Origin of the sequence: Streptomyces sp. Tue6028 (assembly GCF_002300165.1) — a bacterium.
In the GTDB taxonomy this organism is placed as follows: Bacteria; Actinomycetota; Actinomycetes; order Streptomycetales; family Streptomycetaceae; genus Streptomyces; species Streptomyces siamensis.
On the sequence record NZ_MLCE01000033.1, the window covers coordinates 56,538 to 75,091 of the forward strand.

Genomic DNA, 18,554 nt, shown 5'->3' on the forward strand with positions numbered 1-18,554 from the left:
GCGCCCTGCTTCGCCCTGCCCTGCCTGAAAGCGCTTGCTCGCGCACGCCACGCCCTGAAACCGGTCCGCACGCCCGCCAAGGGGAACCGTCATGGCACCAGAACCACCGCTGCTCACCATGTCCGGCATCACCAAGTCGTTCCCCGGAGTCCGGGCCCTCGACGGAGTCGACCTCGACGTCCAGGCCGGCGAAGTGCACTGCCTGCTCGGCCAGAACGGTGCCGGGAAGTCCACCCTCATCAAGGTGCTGGCAGGCGCCCACCAGCCCGACGACGGCACCATCGGCTGGCGCGGCGCACCCGTCACCCTCAAGTCCCCGATCGCGGCCATGCGCCTCGGCATCGCCACCATCTACCAGGAACTCGACCTGGTGGAAGGCCTGTCGGTGGCCGAGAACGTCCACCTCGGACACGAACCCACCAGCGCCGGCTTCGTCGTACGGGGAAAGGCGGCACGGGCGTCGACGGCCGCACTGCTCAAGCGACTCGGCCACCCGGAGATCGACCCGGCGCGGCTGGTCGGTGAGTTGTCGGCGGCGCAGCAGCAGATCGTCTCCATGGCACGGGCCCTGTCCCACGACGTACGGCTCATCGTCATGGACGAACCGTCCGCCGCGCTCGACCCCGACGAGGTCGACAACCTCTTCCGCATCGTCGGCGACCTGACAACGGAAGGCGTCGCCGTCGTCTACATCTCGCACCGCCTGGAGGAGATCCGCCGCATCGGCGACCGCGTCACCGTCCTGAAGGACGGGCGTGCCGTGGCCGGCGGACTGCCCGCCAAGTCGACCCCGACCAGCGAGGTCGTGGCCCTGATGACGGGCCGCAACGTCGAGTACGTCTTCCCCGACCGGCCCTCCACGCGGCCACCCGGCGAGCCCGTCCTCACGGTCCAAGGGCTCAGCCGCGAGGGGGAGTTCGAGTCACTCGACCTCGATCTGCGCCCTGGCGAGATCGTCGGCCTGGCCGGACTCGTCGGCTCCGGACGCTCCGAGATCCTGGAGACGATCTACGGAGCCCGCAAGCCGACGGCCGGCCGGATCAGCGTCGACGGACGGCCCCTGCGCCCCGGCAGCGTACGCGCGGCCGTCCGGGCCGGACTCGGTCTCGCCCCCGAGGAGCGCAAGGCACAGGCCCTGCTGATGCTGGAGTCCGTCACCCGCAACGTCTCGGTCTCCTCCATGTCCCGCTTCGCACACGGCGGCTGGATCGACCGGCGTGCCGAGCGCGGCGCGGCCCGGGCGGCGACCCGCGAACTGTCACTGCGCCCCGACAACCCCTCGGTGCCGGTGCGGACCCTCTCGGGCGGCAACCAGCAGAAGGCGGTCCTGGCGCGCTGGCTGCTGCGCGGCTGCCGGGTGCTGTTGCTGGACGAACCCACCCGGGGAGTCGACGTCGGAGCCCGCGCCGAGCTGTACGCGGTCATCCGCCGGCTCGCCGACGAAGGCCTCGCCGTCCTGCTGGTCTCCAGCGAAGTACCCGAGGTCCTGGGACTCGCCGACCGTGTGCTGGTGCTCCGCGAGGGACGCGTCGTGCACACGGCGCCCGCCCAGGAGCTCGACGAACACCGCGTACTCGACCTCGTCATGGAAGGGACATCATGACGCAGCCCGCGTCACCGCCCCGGCCCGGTGAAACCCTGAAGACATCGCCGCCGGACGGCATCGCATCATGGCGGACCCTCGCGGCCCGCGCCGACGTCCGCACCCTCTCGCTCCTCGGCGTGCTCGCCGCCCTGATCGTCATCGGCGGCATCACGAAGCCCGACGAGTTCCTCGACACCCGCAATCTCCAACTCGTCCTCACCCAGGCCTCCGTGATCGGTGTCGTCACCGTCGGCATGACCTTCGTGATCACCTCCGGCGGCATCGACCTGTCGGTCGGCGCGATCGTCGCGCTCTCCTCGGTCTGGGCGACGACCGTCGCCACCCAGGAGTACGGCTTCGCCGGCGTCCTGTTCACCGCGGTGCTCGTCGGCGTCGGCTGCGGCCTGGTCAACGGACTGCTCATCGCCTACGGCGCGATGGTCCCCTTCATCGCGACGCTCGCCATGCTCGCCTCGGCACGCGGTCTGGCCCTCCAGATCACGGACGGCAAGACGCAGATCGTCACCATCGACGGCATCCTGAAACTCGGCGAGCGCGACTCGTACGTGCTCGGCATACCGCCGCTGGTGCTGGTCTTCGCCGTGGTCACCGTCATCGGCTGGCTGATCCTCAACCGCACCACCTTCGGGCGCCGCACGGTCGCCGTCGGCGGCAACGCGGAGGCGGCACGGCTCGCCGGCATCGACGTACGACGCCAGCGCCTGTACCTCTACCTGCTGTCCGGACTGTGCTGCGGCATCGCCGCGTTCCTGCTGATCATCCTGTCCGGATCCGGCCAGAACACCAACGGCAATCTCTACGAACTCGACGCCATCGCGGCCGCGATCATCGGCGGCACGCTGCTCAGCGGAGGCCGCGGCACCATCACCGGCTCCGTGCTCGGCGTGCTGATCTTCACGACGATCACCAACATCTTCGCGCTGAACAACCTCCAGAGCGACGTCCAGCAGATCGCCAAGGGCGCGATCATCGTCGCCGCGGTCCTGGTCCAGCGGCGCACAGCCAGCACGACCTGACACGAGAAGGGTCCACCGCCATGCCAGAACCCACCCGGCACACCAGCCGCAGAGGACTTCTCTTCGGGACCGCCGCCGCCTCGGCCGGTGCCCTCCTCGTCGGTTGCACCAGCAACGACACCAAGGACGAGAAGCCCGCCGCGAACAGCCAGCCGGCCGCCGACGACAAGCCCGGCAAGCACGTCACCATCGGCTTCGCCGGCCCGCAGGCCGACCACGGCTGGCTCAACGCCATCAACGACAACGCCAAGAGCCGGGCGAAGAAGTACTCGGACGTCACCCTGGAGATCACCGAGGGCTCCAACGACACCGCCGCGCAGATCGGCCAGATCGAGACACTGATCAACAAGAAGGTCGACGTCCTGGTCGTCCTGCCCGCCGACGGCAAGGCCCTCACCCAGGTCGGCCTCCAGGCGATGCGGGCGGGCATCCCGGTCATCAACCTCGACCGGATCTTCAACTCCCCGCAGGCGTACCGCTGCTGGATCGGCGGCGACAACTACGGCATGGGCCTCAACGCCGGCCACTACATCGGCGAGAAGCTCAAGGACAAGAAGGACGCCCGCGTCATCGAGCTCGCCGGGCTCGACAACCTGGAACTGACCAAGCAGCGCACCCAGGGCTTCGACGCCGCCCTCAAGAACTACCCGAACATCAAGAAGGTCGCCCGGCAGGCCGCCGAGTTCACCGTCGAGTCCGGGCAGGCCAAGATGGCCCAACTCCTCCAGGCCCAGTCCAAGTTCGACGCCCTGTGGAACCACGACGACGACCAGGGCGTGGGCGCGCTGCGCGCCATCAAGCAGGCCGGACGCGACGACTTCCTCATGGTCGGCGGAGCCGGGGCGCTCTCCGCCTTCCAGGCCATCGACGCCGACAACAGCGTGCTGAAGGCCACCGTCCTGTACCCGCCGACCATGGCCGCCTCCGCGATCGACCTCGCCCGCGCGCTCGGCCAGGGCAAGGGCATCGGCGGACTCGCCGAGTTCGAGATCCCCGCCTCGCTCACGCTCTACTCGGCCGTCGTCGACAAGGACAACGTCAAGCAGTACATGGCCACCGGCTTCAAGTGAGGCGCCCCGCACCACGGGCCCGGCCCCCGGGCCGGGCCCCCACCCCCCACCGCGCCACGACGACGAGGAGGACATCCGCATGGGACAGCCGCACGAGCCCGACGAGGCAGGGACCGGGTCCGGAAAACCGGCCCTGGGCGTCGGCATGGTCGGATACGCGTTCATGGGCGCAGCCCACTCACAGGGCTGGCGCACCGTGGGCCGTGTCTTCGACCTGCCGCGCCGCCCGGTCCTCGCCGCCGTCTGCGGCCGTGACGGGCAGGCCGTGCGGGCCATGGCGGACCGGCACGGCTGGGCGGCGGCCGAGACCGACTGGCGCGCCCTGATCGCCCGGGACGACGTCGACCTCGTCGACATCTGCACCCCCGGCGACAGCCACGCCGAGATCGCCGTCGCCGCACTCGCCGCCGGCAAGCACGTGCTGTGCGAGAAGCCCCTCGCCAACACCGTCGAGGAGGCCGAGACCATGGCCGCCGCCGCGGCCGAGGCCCGCGAGCGCGGCCAGATGTCCATGGTCGGCTTCAACTACCGCCGGGTGCCCGCCACTTCGCTGGCCCGCTCCATGGTCGCCGAGGGACGGCTCGGCACCCTGCGGCACGTCCGGGTGACGTACCTTCAGGACTGGCTCGTGGACCCGGAGTTCCCGCTCACCTGGCGACTGCGCAAGGAGTACGCCGGGTCGGGGGCGCTCGGCGACCTGGGCGCGCACATCGTGGACCTCGCCCAGTACCTCGCAGGGGAGCCGCTCGTCGGGGTCTCCGCGCTCACCGAGACCTTCGTACGGCAGCGCCCGCTCCCGGCCGCGGCGTCCAGCGGGCTGGCCGCCGTGACGGAGACGGGCGGCGTAGGCACCGTCACCGTCGACGACGCCGCCCTGTTCACCGCACGCTTCGCCTCCGGTGCCCTCGCCTCCTTCGAGGCCTCCCGCTTCGCCACCGGGCGCAAGAACTCCTTGCGCATCGAACTCAACGGCGAACACGGCTCGTTGGCCTTCGACCTGGAGCGGCTCAACGAACTCTCGTACCACGACCACACCGAACCCGGCACCCACGCGGGCTTCCGCCGCATCCTCGTCACCGAACCCGAACACCCCTACCTGGACGCCTGGTGGCCACCCGGTCACGGCCTCGGCTACGAGCACACGTTCGTGCACCAGGCCCGCGACCTCGTGCACGCCATCGCCGCGGGCCGCCCCCCGGCCCCGTCCTTCGCCGACGGGCTGCAGGTGCAGCGCGTGCTCGCGGCGGTGGAGGAGAGCGCCGAGAAGAACTCCGTCTACACACCCATCGCGGTCTGAGGAGGCCCCCGGTCATGCCGCGCACGTTCACGCTCTTCACCGGCCAGTGGGCGGACCTGCCCCTTGAGGAGGTCTGCCGCCTCGCCCGCGAGTTCGGCTACGACGGTCTCGAACTCGCCTGCTGGGGAGACCACTTCGAGGTCGACAAGGCCCTCGCGGACCCGGCGTACATCGACTCCCGGCACGCGCTCCTCGACAAGTACGGCCTGAAGTGCTGGGCGATCTCCAACCACCTGGTCGGCCAGGCGGTCTGCGACGCCATCATCGACGAACGCCACCAGGCCATCCTGCCCGCCCGGATCTGGGGCGACGGCGAACCCGAGGGCGTGCGGCAGCGGGCCGCGGCCGAGATGGCCGACACCGCCCGGGCGGCCTCCGCCTTCGGCGTCGACACCGTGATCGGCTTCACCGGCTCCGCGATCTGGCACCTCGTCGCCATGTTCCCGCCCGCACCCGAGTCGATGATCGAGCGCGGCTACGAGGACTTCGCGACCCGCTGGAACCCCATCCTCGACGTGTTCGACGCACAGGGCGTGCGCTTCGCGCACGAGGTCCACCCCAGCGAGATCGCCTACGACTACTGGACCACCCACAAGGCCCTGGCCGCCGTCGGCAACCGGCCGGCCTTCGGCCTGAACTTCGACCCCTCCCACTTCGTGTGGCAGGACCTCGACCCGGTCGGCTTCCTCTACGACTTCCGCGACCGGATCTACCACGTCGACTGCAAGGAGGCCCGCAAACGGCTCGACGGACGCAACGGCCGGCTCGGCTCGCACCTGCCCTGGGGAGACCCGCGGCGCGGCTGGGACTTCGTCTCCGCCGGGCACGGGGACGTCCCCTGGGAGGACGTCTTCCGGATGCTGCGCTCCATCGACTACACCGGCCCCGTCTCGGTCGAGTGGGAGGACGCCGGAATGGACCGGCTCCAGGGCGCACCCGAAGCCCTGGCCCGCCTCAAGGCGTACGACTTCGAGCCGCCGTCGGCCTCGTTCGACGCGGCGTTCGGCGGCAACGACTAGCAGCGCCGGCCCGCAACGGGCCGGCCCGACCAGGCCGCACCGGCCCACGGCGGTAGGTGTGACCAGGCCGCACCGGTTCACGACGGTAGGTGTGACCAGGCCGCACCGATCCACCACGGGTCGGCCCGACCGCATCGCACCGGCCCGCAACGGGCCGGGAGGAACAGGCTCGTCCCGGGCCCGGACCGGCCGGGAACGACCAGGCCTTCCGGCCCTCACGGGTCGCAGCGAACGGCCGCACCGGCCCCGCACGGACCGGAGACGAGCAGGCCGTTCCGGCCCCGCCAGGGACCGGAACGCCCGGCCCGACCCGGACCCGGACGGACCGGCAGAGGCCGACCGGCCCCGCACGGGGCCGCCCAGAGAGTTCCGGGGTGACGGCGCACCCCGGCGTCCCGCACACACCCGTACGACCGGCCCCTTCATGGAGGCATTTCGTGCACCCGAACGTCCGAAACAGGAAGAACACACGCACCAGAGAGAACAAGAGCCACGCAAGGCGTCCCAGACTGCGCGGGACGCTCGCCCTGCTGAGCGGCGCGCTCCTCGCCGCCGCCTCCCTCACGCTCACGACACCCCCGGCCGGCGCAGCCGTCGCCGACGCGGGGACCGCCGCCGAGGACTTCCAGCAAGTCACCCTCGCCAAGGGCGAGCCCGAGGTCGGCGAACCGATGTCCCTCGCCGTCCTCCCGGACCGCTCCGTCCTGCACACCTCGCGCGACGGCGAACTCCGCCTCACCGACGCGGCAGGCAACACGAAGATCGCGGGCAAGCTCGACGTGTACACCCACGACGAGGAAGGCCTCCAGGGCGTCGGCATCGACCCCGGCTTCAGCGACAACCGCTTCATCTACCTCTACTACGCCCCGCCCCTGGACACGCCCGCGGGCGACGCGCCGGAGACCGGCACGGCCGCGGACTTCGCCCCCTTCGACGGCGTCAACCGCCTCTCGCGCTTCGTCCTCAAGGCCGACGGAACCCTCGACGCGGCCAGCGAGAAGAAGATCCTCGACGTCCAGACCTCCCGCGGCATCTGCTGCCACGTCGGCGGCGACATCGACTTCGACGCGGCCGGCAACCTCTACCTGTCGACCGGCGACGACTCCAACCCCTTCCAGTCGGACGGCTACACCCCCATCGACGAGCGTGCCGACCGCAACCCGGCGTTCGACGCCCAGCGCTCGGCCGGCAACACCAACGACCTGCGCGGCAAGATCCTGCGCATCAAGGTGAACGCCGACGGCTCCTACTCCATCCCCGAGGGCAATCTCTTCGCGCCGGGCACGGACAAGACGCGCCCCGAGATCTACGCGATGGGCTTCCGCAACCCGTTCCGCTTCAGCGTCGACAAGAAGACGGGCATCGTCTACGTCGGCGACTACGGCCCCGACGCGGGCGCCGCCGACCCGGCGCGCGGCCCCGGCGGACAGGTCGAGTTCGCGCGGGTCACCGAGGCGGGCAACTTCGGCTGGCCCTACTGCACCGGCAAGAACGACGCCTACGTCGACTACGACTTCGGGACCAAGGCCTCCGGCGCGACGTTCGACTGCTCCGCACCGAAGAACAACTCGCCCCACAACACCGGCCTCACCGACCTGCCCCCGGCGCAGCCCGCCTGGATCCCGTACGACGGCGCGTCCGTCCCGGAGTTCGGCAGCGGCTCGGAGTCCCCGATGGGCGGCCCGGTCTACCACTACGACGCCTCGCTCGACTCGCCAGTGAAGTTCCCCGAGGCCTACGACGGCAACTTCTTCGCCGGTGAGTTCGGCCGCCGCTGGATCAAGCGGATCGTCGAGGACGGCAACGGCACCGTGCAGTCCATCAACTCCGTGCCATGGACCGGTACCCAGGTGATGGACATGGCGTTCGGACCCGACGGCGCCCTGTACGTCCTGGACTACGGCACCGCCTGGTTCGGCGGCGACGAGAACTCGGGCCTCTACCGCATAGAGAACGCCACCGACGGACACTCGCCCGTGGCGCAGGCCGCGGCCGACCGCACCTCCGGGCAGGCCAAGCTCAAGGTGGGCTTCTCCTCGGCCGGTTCGACCGACGCCGACGGCGACGCCCTCACCTACAGCTGGGACTTCGGCGACGGCGGCACGTCCACCGCCGCTAACCCGACGCACAAGTACACGAAGAACGGCACCTACACGGCGACCGTGACCGCCAAGGATCCCGGCGGACGCACCGGAAGCGCGAGCGTGCAGATCGTCGTCGGCAACACCGCGCCCAAGGTGACGGTGGAACTGCCCCGCGACGGCGAGCTGTTCAGCTTCGGCGACCCCGTGCCGTTCAAGGTGAAGGTCACCGACCCCGAGGACGGCACCACGATCGACTGCTCGAAGGTGAAGGTCACCTTCATCCTCGGCCACGACAGCCACGGCCACCCGCTCACCTCGGCGAACGGCTGCTCCGGCACGCTCCAGACCAGCGCCGACGGGGGCCATGACGAGGACGCCAACATCTTCGGAGTCCTCGACGCCGAGTACACCGACGGCGGAGGCGGCGGCCAGGCCCCGCTGACCACCCACGACCGCAACGTGCTCCAGCCCAGGCACCGTCAGGCCGAGCACTACAACGACTCCTCCGGTGTCACCCTCCAGTCGAAGACCAGCGCCCACGGCGGCCGCACGGTCGGCGACATCAACAACGGCGACTGGATCTCCTTCACCCCGTACGTCCTCGACAACGCCACCAAGATCACGGCACGTGTCTCGTCCGCCGGGTCCGGCGGCACCGTGCAGGTCCGCGCGGGCTCCCCGACCGGCCGGCTCCTGGGCAGCGCGACCGTGCCCGTGACCGGCAGCTGGGACACCTTCCAGGACGTCACCGCGAACCTGGCGGGCGCACCACGCGGCACCACCACGCTGTACCTCGTCTTCAAGGGGAGCGGCACCGGCGCGCTCTACGACGTGGACGACTTCACCTTCACGACGAGCTGACGGAAGGGGTGACGGTCATGCGCGCATCCGCACGGATGCTGACCGCGGGCGCCGCTGCAGCCCTGCTGATCGGCTGTGTGTCGGGACCCGCCGCGTCCAACGGCGCGGACGGGAAACGAGTCCTCGTCTTCTCCAAGACGGCGGGCTTCCGGCACGACTCGATCCCCGAGGGGATCGCGGCCGTACGCGAACTGGGCACGGAGGGCGGCTTCGCCGTCGACGCCACCGAGGACGCGGGAGCCTTCACCGCCCGCAACCTCGCCCGGTACGACGCCGTGGTGTTCCTGTCCACCACGGGTGACGTCCTCGACGGCCCCCAGCAGAGCGCCTTCGAGAAGTACATCAAGAAGGGCGGCGGCTACGTGGGCATCCACGCGGCCGCCGACACCGAGTACGACTGGGCCTTCTACGGCGGCCTCGCGGGTGCCTACTTCCAGTCGCACCCGGCGATCCAGCCGGCGACGGTGAACGTCGAGGACCGGGCGCACCCGGCCACCTCGGAGCTGCCGCAGGCCTGGGAGCGCACCGACGAGTGGTACAACTACCGCTCCGATCCGCGCGATCGGGCGCACGTCCTGGCCTCGCTCGACGAGTCGTCGTACACCGGCGGCACGATGAACGGCGACCATCCGATCGCCTGGTGCCAGGAGTACCAGGGCGGCCGCGCCTTCTACACCGGTGGCGGTCACACCAAGGAGTCGTACGCCGAACCCGCCTTCCGTCACCACCTGCTGGGCGGAATCCGCTACGCCATCGGGGCCGCGCAGGCCGACTGCCGCCCGGAGAACGGCTACCGGCCGCTCTTCGACGGCACGGCCGACTCCCTGTCGGCGTGGAAACAGGCGGGACCGGGCTCCTTCTCCCTCTCGGACGACGGCACGCTCACGTCGTCCGGCGGGCTGGGGATGCTCTGGTACGCCGGGTCCGCGTTCCGGTCCTACTCGCTGAAGCTGGACTGGAAGGTGGCCGGGGACGACAACTCCGGTGTCTTCGTGGGCTTCCCGGCCTCCGACGACCCGTGGTCCGCCGTCGACAACGGCTACGAGGTCCAGATCGACGCGACCGACGCCCCCGACCGCACCACCGGGGCCGTGTACAGCTTCCAGTCCGCCGATCTCGGCAAGCGCGACCGCGCGCTGAACCCGCCGGGGGAGTGGAACACGTACGAGATCCGCGTCGAGGGCGAACGGCTCCGGGTCTGGCTCAACGGCGTCAAGATCAACGATTTCACCAACACCGATCCGGTACGGAGCCTGCGCGACGGGCACGTCGGCATCCAGAACCACGGAGCCGACGACCAGGTGTCCTTCCGTGACGTACGGATCAAGGAACTGCCCACGAAGTCCCCCGCACAAGGGGCTTCGCCGGGCGACTGAGCGACGGCGGGCGGGAGACGCCGTACTCCCGCCCGCCGTCCCCCATCCACTTCCACCGGTCCTCCCGGCCCTGTCCGTTCCCGGGATCTCCGGCTTCTTCCGGCTGACGTACGACAAGGAGGCTGCCCATGTCCGCGTCCCTTTCCGCCCCACGGGTGGGGGTGTGGCTGATCGGAGCTCGCGGCTCCGTCGCCACCACCGTCATCGCGGGCTGCGCCGCCGTGACCGCCGGCCTGCACGTCCCCACAGGCATGGTCACCGAGACCGACGTCTTCACCGGCAGCGGCCTGCCCGCCCTGTCGTCCCTCGTCTTCGGCGGCCATGACACGGTGGACTGTCCGCTCCCGAAGCGGGCGGAGGCCCTCGCCGCCGCAGGTGTGCTCCCGCACGGCCTGCCCTCGGCGATCGCCGCCGAACTGGAGGCAGCCGACCGGGAGATCCGCCCGGGCGGCCCCACCCCCGGCGACACCCGCGCACCGGACGAGCTCATCGACGCCTTCGCCGCGGACATGCGGGACTTCGTGCGCCGCCGCGGCCTGGACCGGGCGGTGGTGGTGAACGTGGCTTCCACGGAGCCCGTCCGGCCGGGTGCCATGCCACCGAGCTCGCTGTACGCGGCGGCAGCCCTGCGGGCCGGCTGCCCGTACGTGAACTTCACCCCCTCCACCGGTCTGCACCACCCGGCGCTGACGGCGTCGGCCGAGTTCAGCGGACTGCCGTACGCGGGCCGTGACGGCAAGACCGGCCAGACGCTGCTGCGCTCGGTGCTCGGCCCGATGTTCGCCCAGCGCGCGCTGTCGGTCCGCGCCTGGTCCGGCACGAACCTCCTGGGCGGAGGCGACGGAGCGGCCCTCGCCGACCCGGCCGCCGCCGCGGCCAAGAACGCGGGCAAGGAGCGGGTGCTCGCGGACACCCTCGGCGCGGCCCCCGACGGCGAGACCCACATCGACGACGTCCCCGTCCTCGGCGACTGGAAGACCGCCTGGGACCACATCGCCTTCGACGGCTTCCTCGGCACCCGGATGGTCCTTCAGACCACCTGGCAGGGGTGCGACTCGGCGCTCGCGGCGCCCCTGGTCCTCGACCTGGCACGCATCACGGCCCGCGCGCACGAAGCCGGCCTCTCCGGCCCGCTGAGCGAACTCGGCTTCTACTTCAAGGACCCGGTCGGCGACGGCCCTTCGTCCCTGGGCGAGCAGTACGCGGCCCTGGCCGACCTCGCCACCCGCCTCCGCCCGCTCCCCGAGGAGACCCGGTGAACCTCCGCGCACTCGGAACACGACGGTCTCCCCGACGTCACCTGTCGGGCGAGGGGCCCCGGCTGACAGGGGAGAGCCGGTCGGGCGAGGGGCTTCCGTCCGGCCGGGAGAGCCGGTCGCCCGCGGGCGAGGGGCCTCGGCCGGGCGAGACGGCTCAGCGGGGCGAGGGGTCCCGGTCGGCTGGATACAGCCGGTCGGCAGGCGACGGTCCAGCGGAACGGGAGCCCCGGTCGGCTGGCGACGGTCCAGCGGAACGGGAGCCCCGGTCGGCTGGCGACGGTCCAGCGGAACGGGAGCCCCGGTCGGCTGGCGACGGTCCAGCGGAACGGGAGCCCCGGTCGGCTGGCGACGGTCCAGCGGAACGGGAGCCCCGGTCGGCTGGCGACGGCCCCGCGGAACGGGAGCCCCGGTCGGCTGGCGACGGTCCAGCGGAACGGGAGCCCCGGTCGGCTGGCCACGGCCCCGCGGAACGGGAGCCCCGGTCGGCAGGCGGGTCGCCGTCGGCGGGTGAGTCCCAGTCGGGAGAGGCGTCCCGGTCAGGGGGCGAGTCCCGGTCGGCCGGGCGGAGCCGCTCGACAGGGGATGGCCGAGAGGCCGGGGATGCCCGAGAGGCTGGCCGCGCCCGAGAGGCTGGCGACGGCCATGGGGCAGGGGCAGGCACACGGCCCGGCGGAGCCCGGTCGAGGGGGCCCGGCGAGGCGCGGCCGAGCAGGCGCGCGCGGGTGCGTGCCTGGGCCGAACTGCTGCGCCTGCCCGCCCTGTTCACCGTCCCCGGTGACGCCCTCGCGGGCGCCGCTGCCATCGGCGCCCGCCCGAACTCCCGCACCCTGCTCGCCATCGGCTCCTCCGTCTGCCTGTACGAGGCGGGCATGGCCCTCAACGACTGGGCCGACCGCGCCGAGGACGCCGTGGAACGCCCGCACCGCCCGCTGCCCTCCGGCCGGGTACGCCCGGCCGCGGCACTCGCGGCGGCGGGAGCCCTGACGGCCGCGGGGCTCGCCCTGGCGTCCCGCGCGGGCCGTCCCTCCCTCGCGGTCGCCGCTCCTCTCGCGGCCACCGTCTGGGCCTACGACCTCTTCCTCAAGCGCACCCCCGCCGGGCCCGCCGCGATGGCCGCCGCCCGCGGACTGGACGTACTCCTCGGGGCGTCGGCGACCGCCGGACCGACCGGCCCCGCCGGACGAACCGGACAGACGGGACTGGTCGGACTGGGGAAATCTGCCGGACCTGCCGGACCCGCTGGACGAACCGGACTGGCCGGACTGGTCGGACTGAGGAAACTGGCCGGAACCGCCGGACCTGCCGGACCCGCTGGTCCCGCTGGACCCGCCGGACGAACCGCACTGGCCGGACTGGTCGGACTGAGGAAACTGGCCGGACCCGCCGGACGCACCGGACCGTCCGGCCCCGTCGGCCCAGCCGGCCGCGGGGCCCGTGGAGGCCCACTGCCCGGCCGGAAGGCCGGCGTCACGCACGGCGCCGGCGACCGCCGCGCCACCGCGGCCCGTCGCGCCGTCCCCTCCGCCCTCGCCCTGGCCACGCACACGCTCGCCGTGACGACGGTGTCCCGCGGGGAGACACAAGGCGGTTCGCCGATGGCACCGCTGGCCGCGCTGGCCACGACGGGCGCGCTGGCCTGGAGCCTGACGATCCGCCCGGCTCTCGGAGCGGGACGGGCAGGCGGCGGCCAGGGCCCGGCAGGGCCGACGCCGTCGCCCCCCGCGGCCGTGACCGCCCCGACGGACACCCTGCGCACGGCCCTCACCCTCGCCTACGCGGCGACGTCGGCCCGCCCTCTCCTCCACGCAGCCCTGAACCCCTCACCCCCGCTCGTCCAACGAGCCGTCGGCGGGGGCATCCGCGCCATGATCCCGCTCCAGGCCACCCTCGCCGCCCGCGCGGGCGCGCCCGTCACCGCTCTGCTGACCGCCGCCCTCGCACCGGCGGCCCGCAGGTTCGCGAGGAAGGTGAGCGTCACATGACATCGAGCCCTCGCCCGGCCGGCACCCCCGCCGCCCCCGCCCTCCGTTTCGGCTACGGCACCAACGGCCTCGCCGACCTCCGTCTCGACGACGCCCTCGCACTCCTCGCCGACCTGGGCTACGACGGCGTGGGTCTGACCCTCGACCACATGCACCTCGACCCGCTCGCCCCGGACCTGGCCGCCCGCACCGCCCGCGTGGCCCGTACCCTCGCGGCGCGCGGCCTCTCCGTCACCGTGGAGACCGGAGCGCGCTACGTCCTCGACCCACGGCGCAAACACGGGCCCTCGCTCCTCGACCCGGACCCGGGTGATCGCGCACGCCGGGTCGACCTGCTCCTCCGGGCGGTGCGCGTCGCCGCGGACCTCGGCGCCCACGCCGTGCACTGCTTCAGCGGCATCCTCCCGTCCGGCACGGACGAGGACACCGCCTGGAAGCGCCTCGCCGAGGCGCTCGCTCCCGTCGTCGAGACGGCCACCCGGGCGGGTGTGCCGCTCGCCGTCGAACCCGAACCCGGACATCTGCTCTCCTCGCTCACCGACTTCCACCGGCTGCGCGACGCGCTCGGCGACCCGGCCGCCCTCGGACTCACCCTCGACATCGGCCACTGCCAGTGCCTCGAACCCCTCCCACCCGCCGACTGCGTGCGCGCCGCCGCCCCGTGGCTGCGCCACGTCCAGATCGAGGACATGCGCCGCGGCATCCATGAACACCTCCCCTTCGGCGACGGGGAGATCGACTTCCCGCCCGTGCTCGAAGCCCTGGCCGCCACCGGCTACCAAGGCCTGACCGTCGTCGAACTGCCCCGCCACTCCCACGCGGGCCCGCACTTCGCCGCACAGTCCCTCCCGTTCCTCCACCGCGCGGCCCGGGCGATCCCCGAGAGCCCCGAAGGGAGAACCTCGTGAACCACCCGAACCGCACCCAGGACGGCCGGCCCGGCCCGCACGCCCAGGACACCCGCCCGGGGCGAGGCGCCCCCGCCGCCCTGACCGCCCTGCACGCCCGCCTCGACAGCCGACTGCGCCCGGACGCCCGCGCCTGGTTCGACCGCGCCCTCGGCGAAGCCGCGGACCACCCCGGCACCCACGGCCCCATCTCCACCTGGGAGCTGCGGATAGCGGAGGCCGGACGCCGGTGCGGGCCCGAGCACTCGGACGACGCCCGCGTGCTCCTGCTGTACGCGGCCCGCGCCGACCCGGACGCCCTCACACGTGTCTACCGGCAGGGCACCGCCGCCGAACGCCTCGCCGTCCTGCACGTGCTGCCCCATCTGGTGGACGGCCCCGACGCGCTGCCCCTCGTCGAGGACGCCCTGCGCACCAACGACACCCGGCTGCTCGCGGCGGCCGTCGGCCCGTACGCCGCACGGCACCTGCCCGCACACCACTGGCGCCACGCCGTCCTCAAGTGCCTGTTCACCGGCGTACCCGTCGACGAGGTCGCGGACCTGGCCCGGCGTGCCCGCGCCGACACCGAACTGGCCCGCATGCTCGCCGACTACGCCGACGAACGCACCGCCGCGGGCCGTCCCGTGCCCGATGACCTGTACCGCGTCCTGGCCCTCACCGAGCCCACGGCAACCCCCACCGGCACGTCCCGAGGCCCCGGCGCCTCCGGTGCGGCCGGCACGTCCGGCAAGGAGTCCTGATGCGCATCTTCGACCCCCACATCCACATGACGTCACGGACCACCGACGACTACGAGGCGATGCACGCGGCGGGTGTCCGCGCCGTGGTCGAGCCCGCCTTCTGGCTCGGCCAGCCCCGCACCTCGCCGGCCTCCTTCCTCGACTACTTCGACTCGCTCCTCGGCTGGGAGCCCTTCCGCGCGGCGCAGTACGGCATCGCCCACCACTGCACCATCGCCCTCAACCCCAAAGAGGCGAACGATCCCCGCTGCGTCCCCGTCCTCGACGAACTGCCCCGCTATCTCGTCAAGGACCAGGTCGTGGCCGTGGGCGAGATCGGCTACGACTCGATGACCCCGGCGGAGGACACCGCGCTCGCGGCACAGCTCCAGCTCGCCGCCGACCACGAGCTGCCCGCACTCGTCCACACCCCGCACCGCGACAAGCTGGCCGGCCTGCGCCGCACCCTGGACGCCGTCCGCGAGTCCGCCCTGCCGGTGGACCGTGTCCTCGTCGACCACCTCAACGAGACCACCGTCAAGGAGGCCAAGGACAGCGGCTGCTGGCTGGGCTTCTCCGTCTATCCCGACACCAAGATGGACGAGGAACGGATGGTCGCCGTCCTGCGCGCCTACGGCCCGGAGAAGGTGCTCGTCAACTCGGCCGCGGACTGGGGGAGAAGCGATCCCCTCAAGACCCGTCGGGTCGGCGAGGCCCTGCTGCGGGCCGGATTCGACGACGACGACGTGGACCGCGTGCTGTGGCGCAACCCGGTCGCCTTCTACGGGCTCAGCGGGCGGCTGTCCCTCGACGTGAGCGCCGCGGAAGCCACGCACGAAGGCAACTCCATCCTCCGCGGCGGGGAGTGACCGATGCGCTTCCGCCACCCGGACGGCTCCACCGTCCACCTCGCCTACTGCACCAACGTCCACCCCGCCGAAACCCTCGACGGCGTCCTCACGCAGCTCCGCGACCACTGCGAACCGGTGCGCCGCCGCCTGGGCCGGGACCGCCTCGGCATCGGCCTGTGGCTGGCCAGGGACGCCGCCCGCACCCTGGTCACCGACCCGTCCGCACTGCGCGGCCTGCGCACCGAACTCGACCGCCGAGGCCTCGAGGTCGTCACCCTCAACGGCTTCCCGTACGAGGGCTTCGGCGCCGAGGAGGTCAAGTACCGCGTCTACCGGCCGGACTGGGCCGACCCCGAGCGCCTCGTCCACACCACCGACCTGGCCCGCGTCCTCGCCCAGCTGCTGCCCGACGACGTCACCGAGGGCAGCGTCTCCACCCTGCCGCTCGCCTGGCGCACCGTGTACGACGACGACCGCGCGCAGGCCGCCCGCACCGCGCTCACCACGCTCGCCGAACGCCTCGACGCGCTGCACGAACTCACCGGCCGCTCCATCCGCGTCGGCCTGGAGCCCGAACCGGGCTGCACCGTCGAGACCACCGCCGACGCCGTGGCTCCGCTCACCGCGATCGGCCACGACCGCATCGGCATCTGCGTCGACACCTGCCACCTCGCCACCTCCTTCGAAGACCCGGACACCGCCCTGGACACGCTCGCCCGAGCCGGCGTCCGCGTCGTCAAGTCCCAGCTCTCGGCCGCCCTGCACGCCGAACATCCCCACCTCCCCGAAGTCCGCAAGGCCCTCGCCGCCTTCGACGAACCCCGCTTCCTGCACCAGACCCGCACCCGGACCGCGGCCGGCCTGCGCGGCACCGACGACCTCGGCGAAGCCCTGACGGGCGAATCCCTGCCCGACGGCGCCCCCTGGCGCGCCCACTTCCACGTCCCGCTGCACGCGGCCCCCGCCGCGCCCCTCACCTCCACCCTCCCCGTGCTCCGGGCCGCGCTGACCCGCCTCGTCGGCGGCCCGCACCCGCTCACCCATCACCTGGAGGTCGAGACCTACACCTGGCAGGCCCTCCCGCCCGAGCTGCGGCCCCGTGCCCGCGCCCAGCTCGCCGACGGCATCGCCGCCGAACTCACCCTCGCCCGCGACCTGTTGACGGACCTCGGCCTCAAGGAGCTGCCGTGACCCAGCCCTCGGTACCGACACCGCAGCCCGAGCACGCGGCCGAGCAGCCCCGTCCCACCCCGCTGCTCGTCCTCGACGTCGTGGGCCTCACCCCCCGTCTCCTCGACCACATGCCGCACCTCAAGGCCCTCGGCCAGTCCGGCTCCCGCGCCCACCTGGGCACCGTGCTGCCCGCCGTGACCTGCGCGGCCCAGTCCACCTTCCTCACCGGCGCCCATCCCAGCGAGCACGGCATCGTCGGCAACGGCTGGTACTTCCGCGAGCTCGGCGACGTACTCCTGTGGCGCCAGCACAACGGCCTGGTGTCCGGGGACAAGCTGTGGGACGCCGCCCGGCGCGCACACCCCGGCTACACCGTCGCCAACATCTGCTGGTGGTACGCCATGGGCGCCGACACCGACATCACCGTCACCCCCCGCCCCGTCTACTACGCCGACGGCCGCAAGGAACCCGACTGCTACACCCGGCCGCCCGCCCTGCACGACGAACTCACCGAACGACTGGGCACGTTCCCCCTCTTCCACTTCTGGGGGCCCGGCGCCGACCTCGTCTCCAGTCGCTGGATCATCGACGCGACCCGCCACGTCAACCGCACCCGGCGGCCGGACCTGACCCTGTGCTACCTCCCTCATCTCGACTACGACCTGCAACGCTTCGGACCCGACGACCCGCGCTCCCTGAAGGCCGCCGCCGACCTCGACGCGGCCTTGGCCCCGCTGCTCGACGACGCGAGGGCCGAGGGCCGCACCGTCGTCGCGCTCTCCGAGTACGGGATCACACGCGCGGACCGCCCCGTCGACATCAACCGCGCCCTGCGCCGGGCAGGGCTCCTCGAAGTGCACACCCAGGACGGCATGGAGTACCTCGACCCGATGGCGTCCCGTGCCTTCGCGGTCGCCGACCACCAGATCGCCCATGTCTACGTGCGGCGCCCCGAGGACCTGGAGGCCACGAAGGCGGCGCTGGACGGTCTGCCCGGCATCGAGCGACTCCTCGACGACGAGGGCAAGAAGGCCCACCACCTCGACCATCCCCGCTCCGGGGAACTCGTCGCCGTCGCGGAGCCGGACGCCTGGTTCACGTACTACTACTGGCTCGACGACGCCCGCGCGCCCGACTTCGCGCAGCTCGTCGAGATCCACCGCAAACCCGGTTACGACCCGGTCGAGCTCTTCATGGATCCCCTCGACCCCTACGTCAAGGTGAAGGCGGCCACGGCGCTGGCACGCAAGAAGCTCGGCATGCGCTACCGCATGGCGGTCGTGCCGCTGGACCCCTCACCTATTCGCGGCAGCCACGGCCGCCTCCCCCT

General features: G+C 72.4%; 14 protein-coding genes. All 14 read left to right on the top strand.

What is annotated here, in order from left to right; all coding sequences use genetic code 11:
- Positions 1-91 precede the first annotated feature (91 nt).
- Positions 92-1,603 carry a sugar ABC transporter ATP-binding protein gene (locus BKI49_RS31455; protein WP_095937685.1) on the top strand — a complete coding sequence of 504 codons (1,512 nt, stop codon included), beginning with the start codon at positions 92-94 and terminating at the stop codon, positions 1,601-1,603.
- Entirely contained in the window at positions 1,600-2,622 is a 1,023-nt protein-coding gene (locus BKI49_RS31460; RefSeq protein WP_028801782.1) for an ABC transporter permease, read from the top strand. Before BKI49_RS31455 ends, BKI49_RS31460 begins: the two co-directional genes overlap by 4 nt.
- Before the next feature lie 20 nt (positions 2,623-2,642).
- Positions 2,643-3,692 (top strand): substrate-binding domain-containing protein, encoded by a 1,050-nt coding sequence (locus tag BKI49_RS31465; protein WP_095937686.1) that lies wholly within the window; start codon positions 2,643-2,645, stop codon positions 3,690-3,692.
- Positions 3,693-3,771: 79 nt separating this feature from the next.
- The gene (locus BKI49_RS31470; protein ID WP_095937687.1) at positions 3,772-4,989 is read left to right on the top strand and encodes a Gfo/Idh/MocA family protein; all 1,218 of its coding nucleotides are present in this window, start codon (positions 3,772-3,774) and stop codon (positions 4,987-4,989) included.
- A gap of 14 nt (positions 4,990-5,003) precedes the next feature.
- Entirely contained in the window at positions 5,004-6,008 is a 1,005-nt protein-coding gene (locus BKI49_RS31475) for a sugar phosphate isomerase/epimerase family protein (protein ID WP_095937688.1), read from the top strand.
- Positions 6,009-6,445: 437 nt separating this feature from the next.
- The gene (locus BKI49_RS31480; protein WP_095937689.1) at positions 6,446-8,953 is read left to right on the top strand and encodes a PQQ-dependent sugar dehydrogenase; all 2,508 of its coding nucleotides are present in this window, start codon (positions 6,446-6,448) and stop codon (positions 8,951-8,953) included.
- A 17-nt stretch (positions 8,954-8,970) separates the two neighbouring features.
- Positions 8,971-10,329 (top strand): ThuA domain-containing protein, encoded by a 1,359-nt coding sequence (locus BKI49_RS31485; protein ID WP_095937703.1) that lies wholly within the window; start codon positions 8,971-8,973, stop codon positions 10,327-10,329.
- Positions 10,330-10,457: 128 nt separating this feature from the next.
- The gene (locus tag BKI49_RS31490; RefSeq protein ID WP_095937690.1) at positions 10,458-11,588 is read left to right on the top strand and encodes an inositol-3-phosphate synthase; all 1,131 of its coding nucleotides are present in this window, start codon (positions 10,458-10,460) and stop codon (positions 11,586-11,588) included.
- A 722-nt stretch (positions 11,589-12,310) separates the two neighbouring features.
- Positions 12,311-13,570, top strand: coding sequence for a UbiA family prenyltransferase (locus BKI49_RS31495; RefSeq protein ID WP_095937691.1), 1,260 nt, complete (start codon positions 12,311-12,313; stop codon positions 13,568-13,570).
- A complete protein-coding gene (locus tag BKI49_RS31500; RefSeq protein ID WP_095937692.1) occupies positions 13,567-14,478 on the top strand; it encodes a sugar phosphate isomerase/epimerase family protein in 912 nt (303 codons plus the stop codon). Before BKI49_RS31495 ends, BKI49_RS31500 begins: the two co-directional genes overlap by 4 nt.
- Positions 14,475-15,221: an EboA domain-containing protein gene (locus tag BKI49_RS31505; protein WP_095937693.1), complete on the top strand. Its 747-nt coding sequence runs from the start codon at positions 14,475-14,477 to the stop codon at positions 15,219-15,221. The genes BKI49_RS31500 and BKI49_RS31505 overlap by 4 nt, the downstream gene beginning before the upstream one ends.
- Complete coding sequence (locus BKI49_RS31510; protein WP_095937694.1) at positions 15,221-16,069, top strand: TatD family hydrolase; 849 nt, start codon at positions 15,221-15,223, stop codon at positions 16,067-16,069. The genes BKI49_RS31505 and BKI49_RS31510 overlap by 1 nt, the downstream gene beginning before the upstream one ends.
- A gap of 3 nt (positions 16,070-16,072) precedes the next feature.
- Entirely contained in the window at positions 16,073-17,242 is a 1,170-nt protein-coding gene (gene eboE / locus BKI49_RS31515) for a metabolite traffic protein EboE (protein ID WP_095937695.1), read from the top strand.
- The coding region (locus BKI49_RS31520) for an alkaline phosphatase family protein (RefSeq protein WP_095937696.1) at positions 17,239-18,554 on the top strand (1,316 nt) is incomplete at its 3' end. The genes eboE and BKI49_RS31520, both read left to right, overlap by 4 nt.

What these genes read in the sequence shown, in the direction of transcription:
- BKI49_RS31455 (WP_095937685.1), top strand. Translation starts at nt 92, where the DNA reads ATGGCACCAGAACCACCGCTGCTCACCATGTCCGGCATCACCAAGTCG.
- BKI49_RS31460 (WP_028801782.1), top strand. Translation starts at nt 1,600, where the DNA reads ATGACGCAGCCCGCGTCACCGCCCCGGCCCGGTGAAACCCTGAAGACA.
- BKI49_RS31465 (WP_095937686.1), top strand. Translation starts at nt 2,643, where the DNA reads ATGCCAGAACCCACCCGGCACACCAGCCGCAGAGGACTTCTCTTCGGG.
- BKI49_RS31470 (WP_095937687.1), top strand. Translation starts at nt 3,772, where the DNA reads ATGGGACAGCCGCACGAGCCCGACGAGGCAGGGACCGGGTCCGGAAAA.
- BKI49_RS31475 (WP_095937688.1), top strand. Translation starts at nt 5,004, where the DNA reads ATGCCGCGCACGTTCACGCTCTTCACCGGCCAGTGGGCGGACCTGCCC.
- BKI49_RS31485 (WP_095937703.1), top strand. Translation starts at nt 8,971, where the DNA reads ATGCGCGCATCCGCACGGATGCTGACCGCGGGCGCCGCTGCAGCCCTG.
- BKI49_RS31490 (WP_095937690.1), top strand. Translation starts at nt 10,458, where the DNA reads ATGTCCGCGTCCCTTTCCGCCCCACGGGTGGGGGTGTGGCTGATCGGA.
- BKI49_RS31500 (WP_095937692.1), top strand. Translation starts at nt 13,567, where the DNA reads ATGACATCGAGCCCTCGCCCGGCCGGCACCCCCGCCGCCCCCGCCCTC.
- BKI49_RS31510 (WP_095937694.1), top strand. Translation starts at nt 15,221, where the DNA reads ATGCGCATCTTCGACCCCCACATCCACATGACGTCACGGACCACCGAC.
- eboE (WP_095937695.1), top strand. Translation starts at nt 16,073, where the DNA reads ATGCGCTTCCGCCACCCGGACGGCTCCACCGTCCACCTCGCCTACTGC.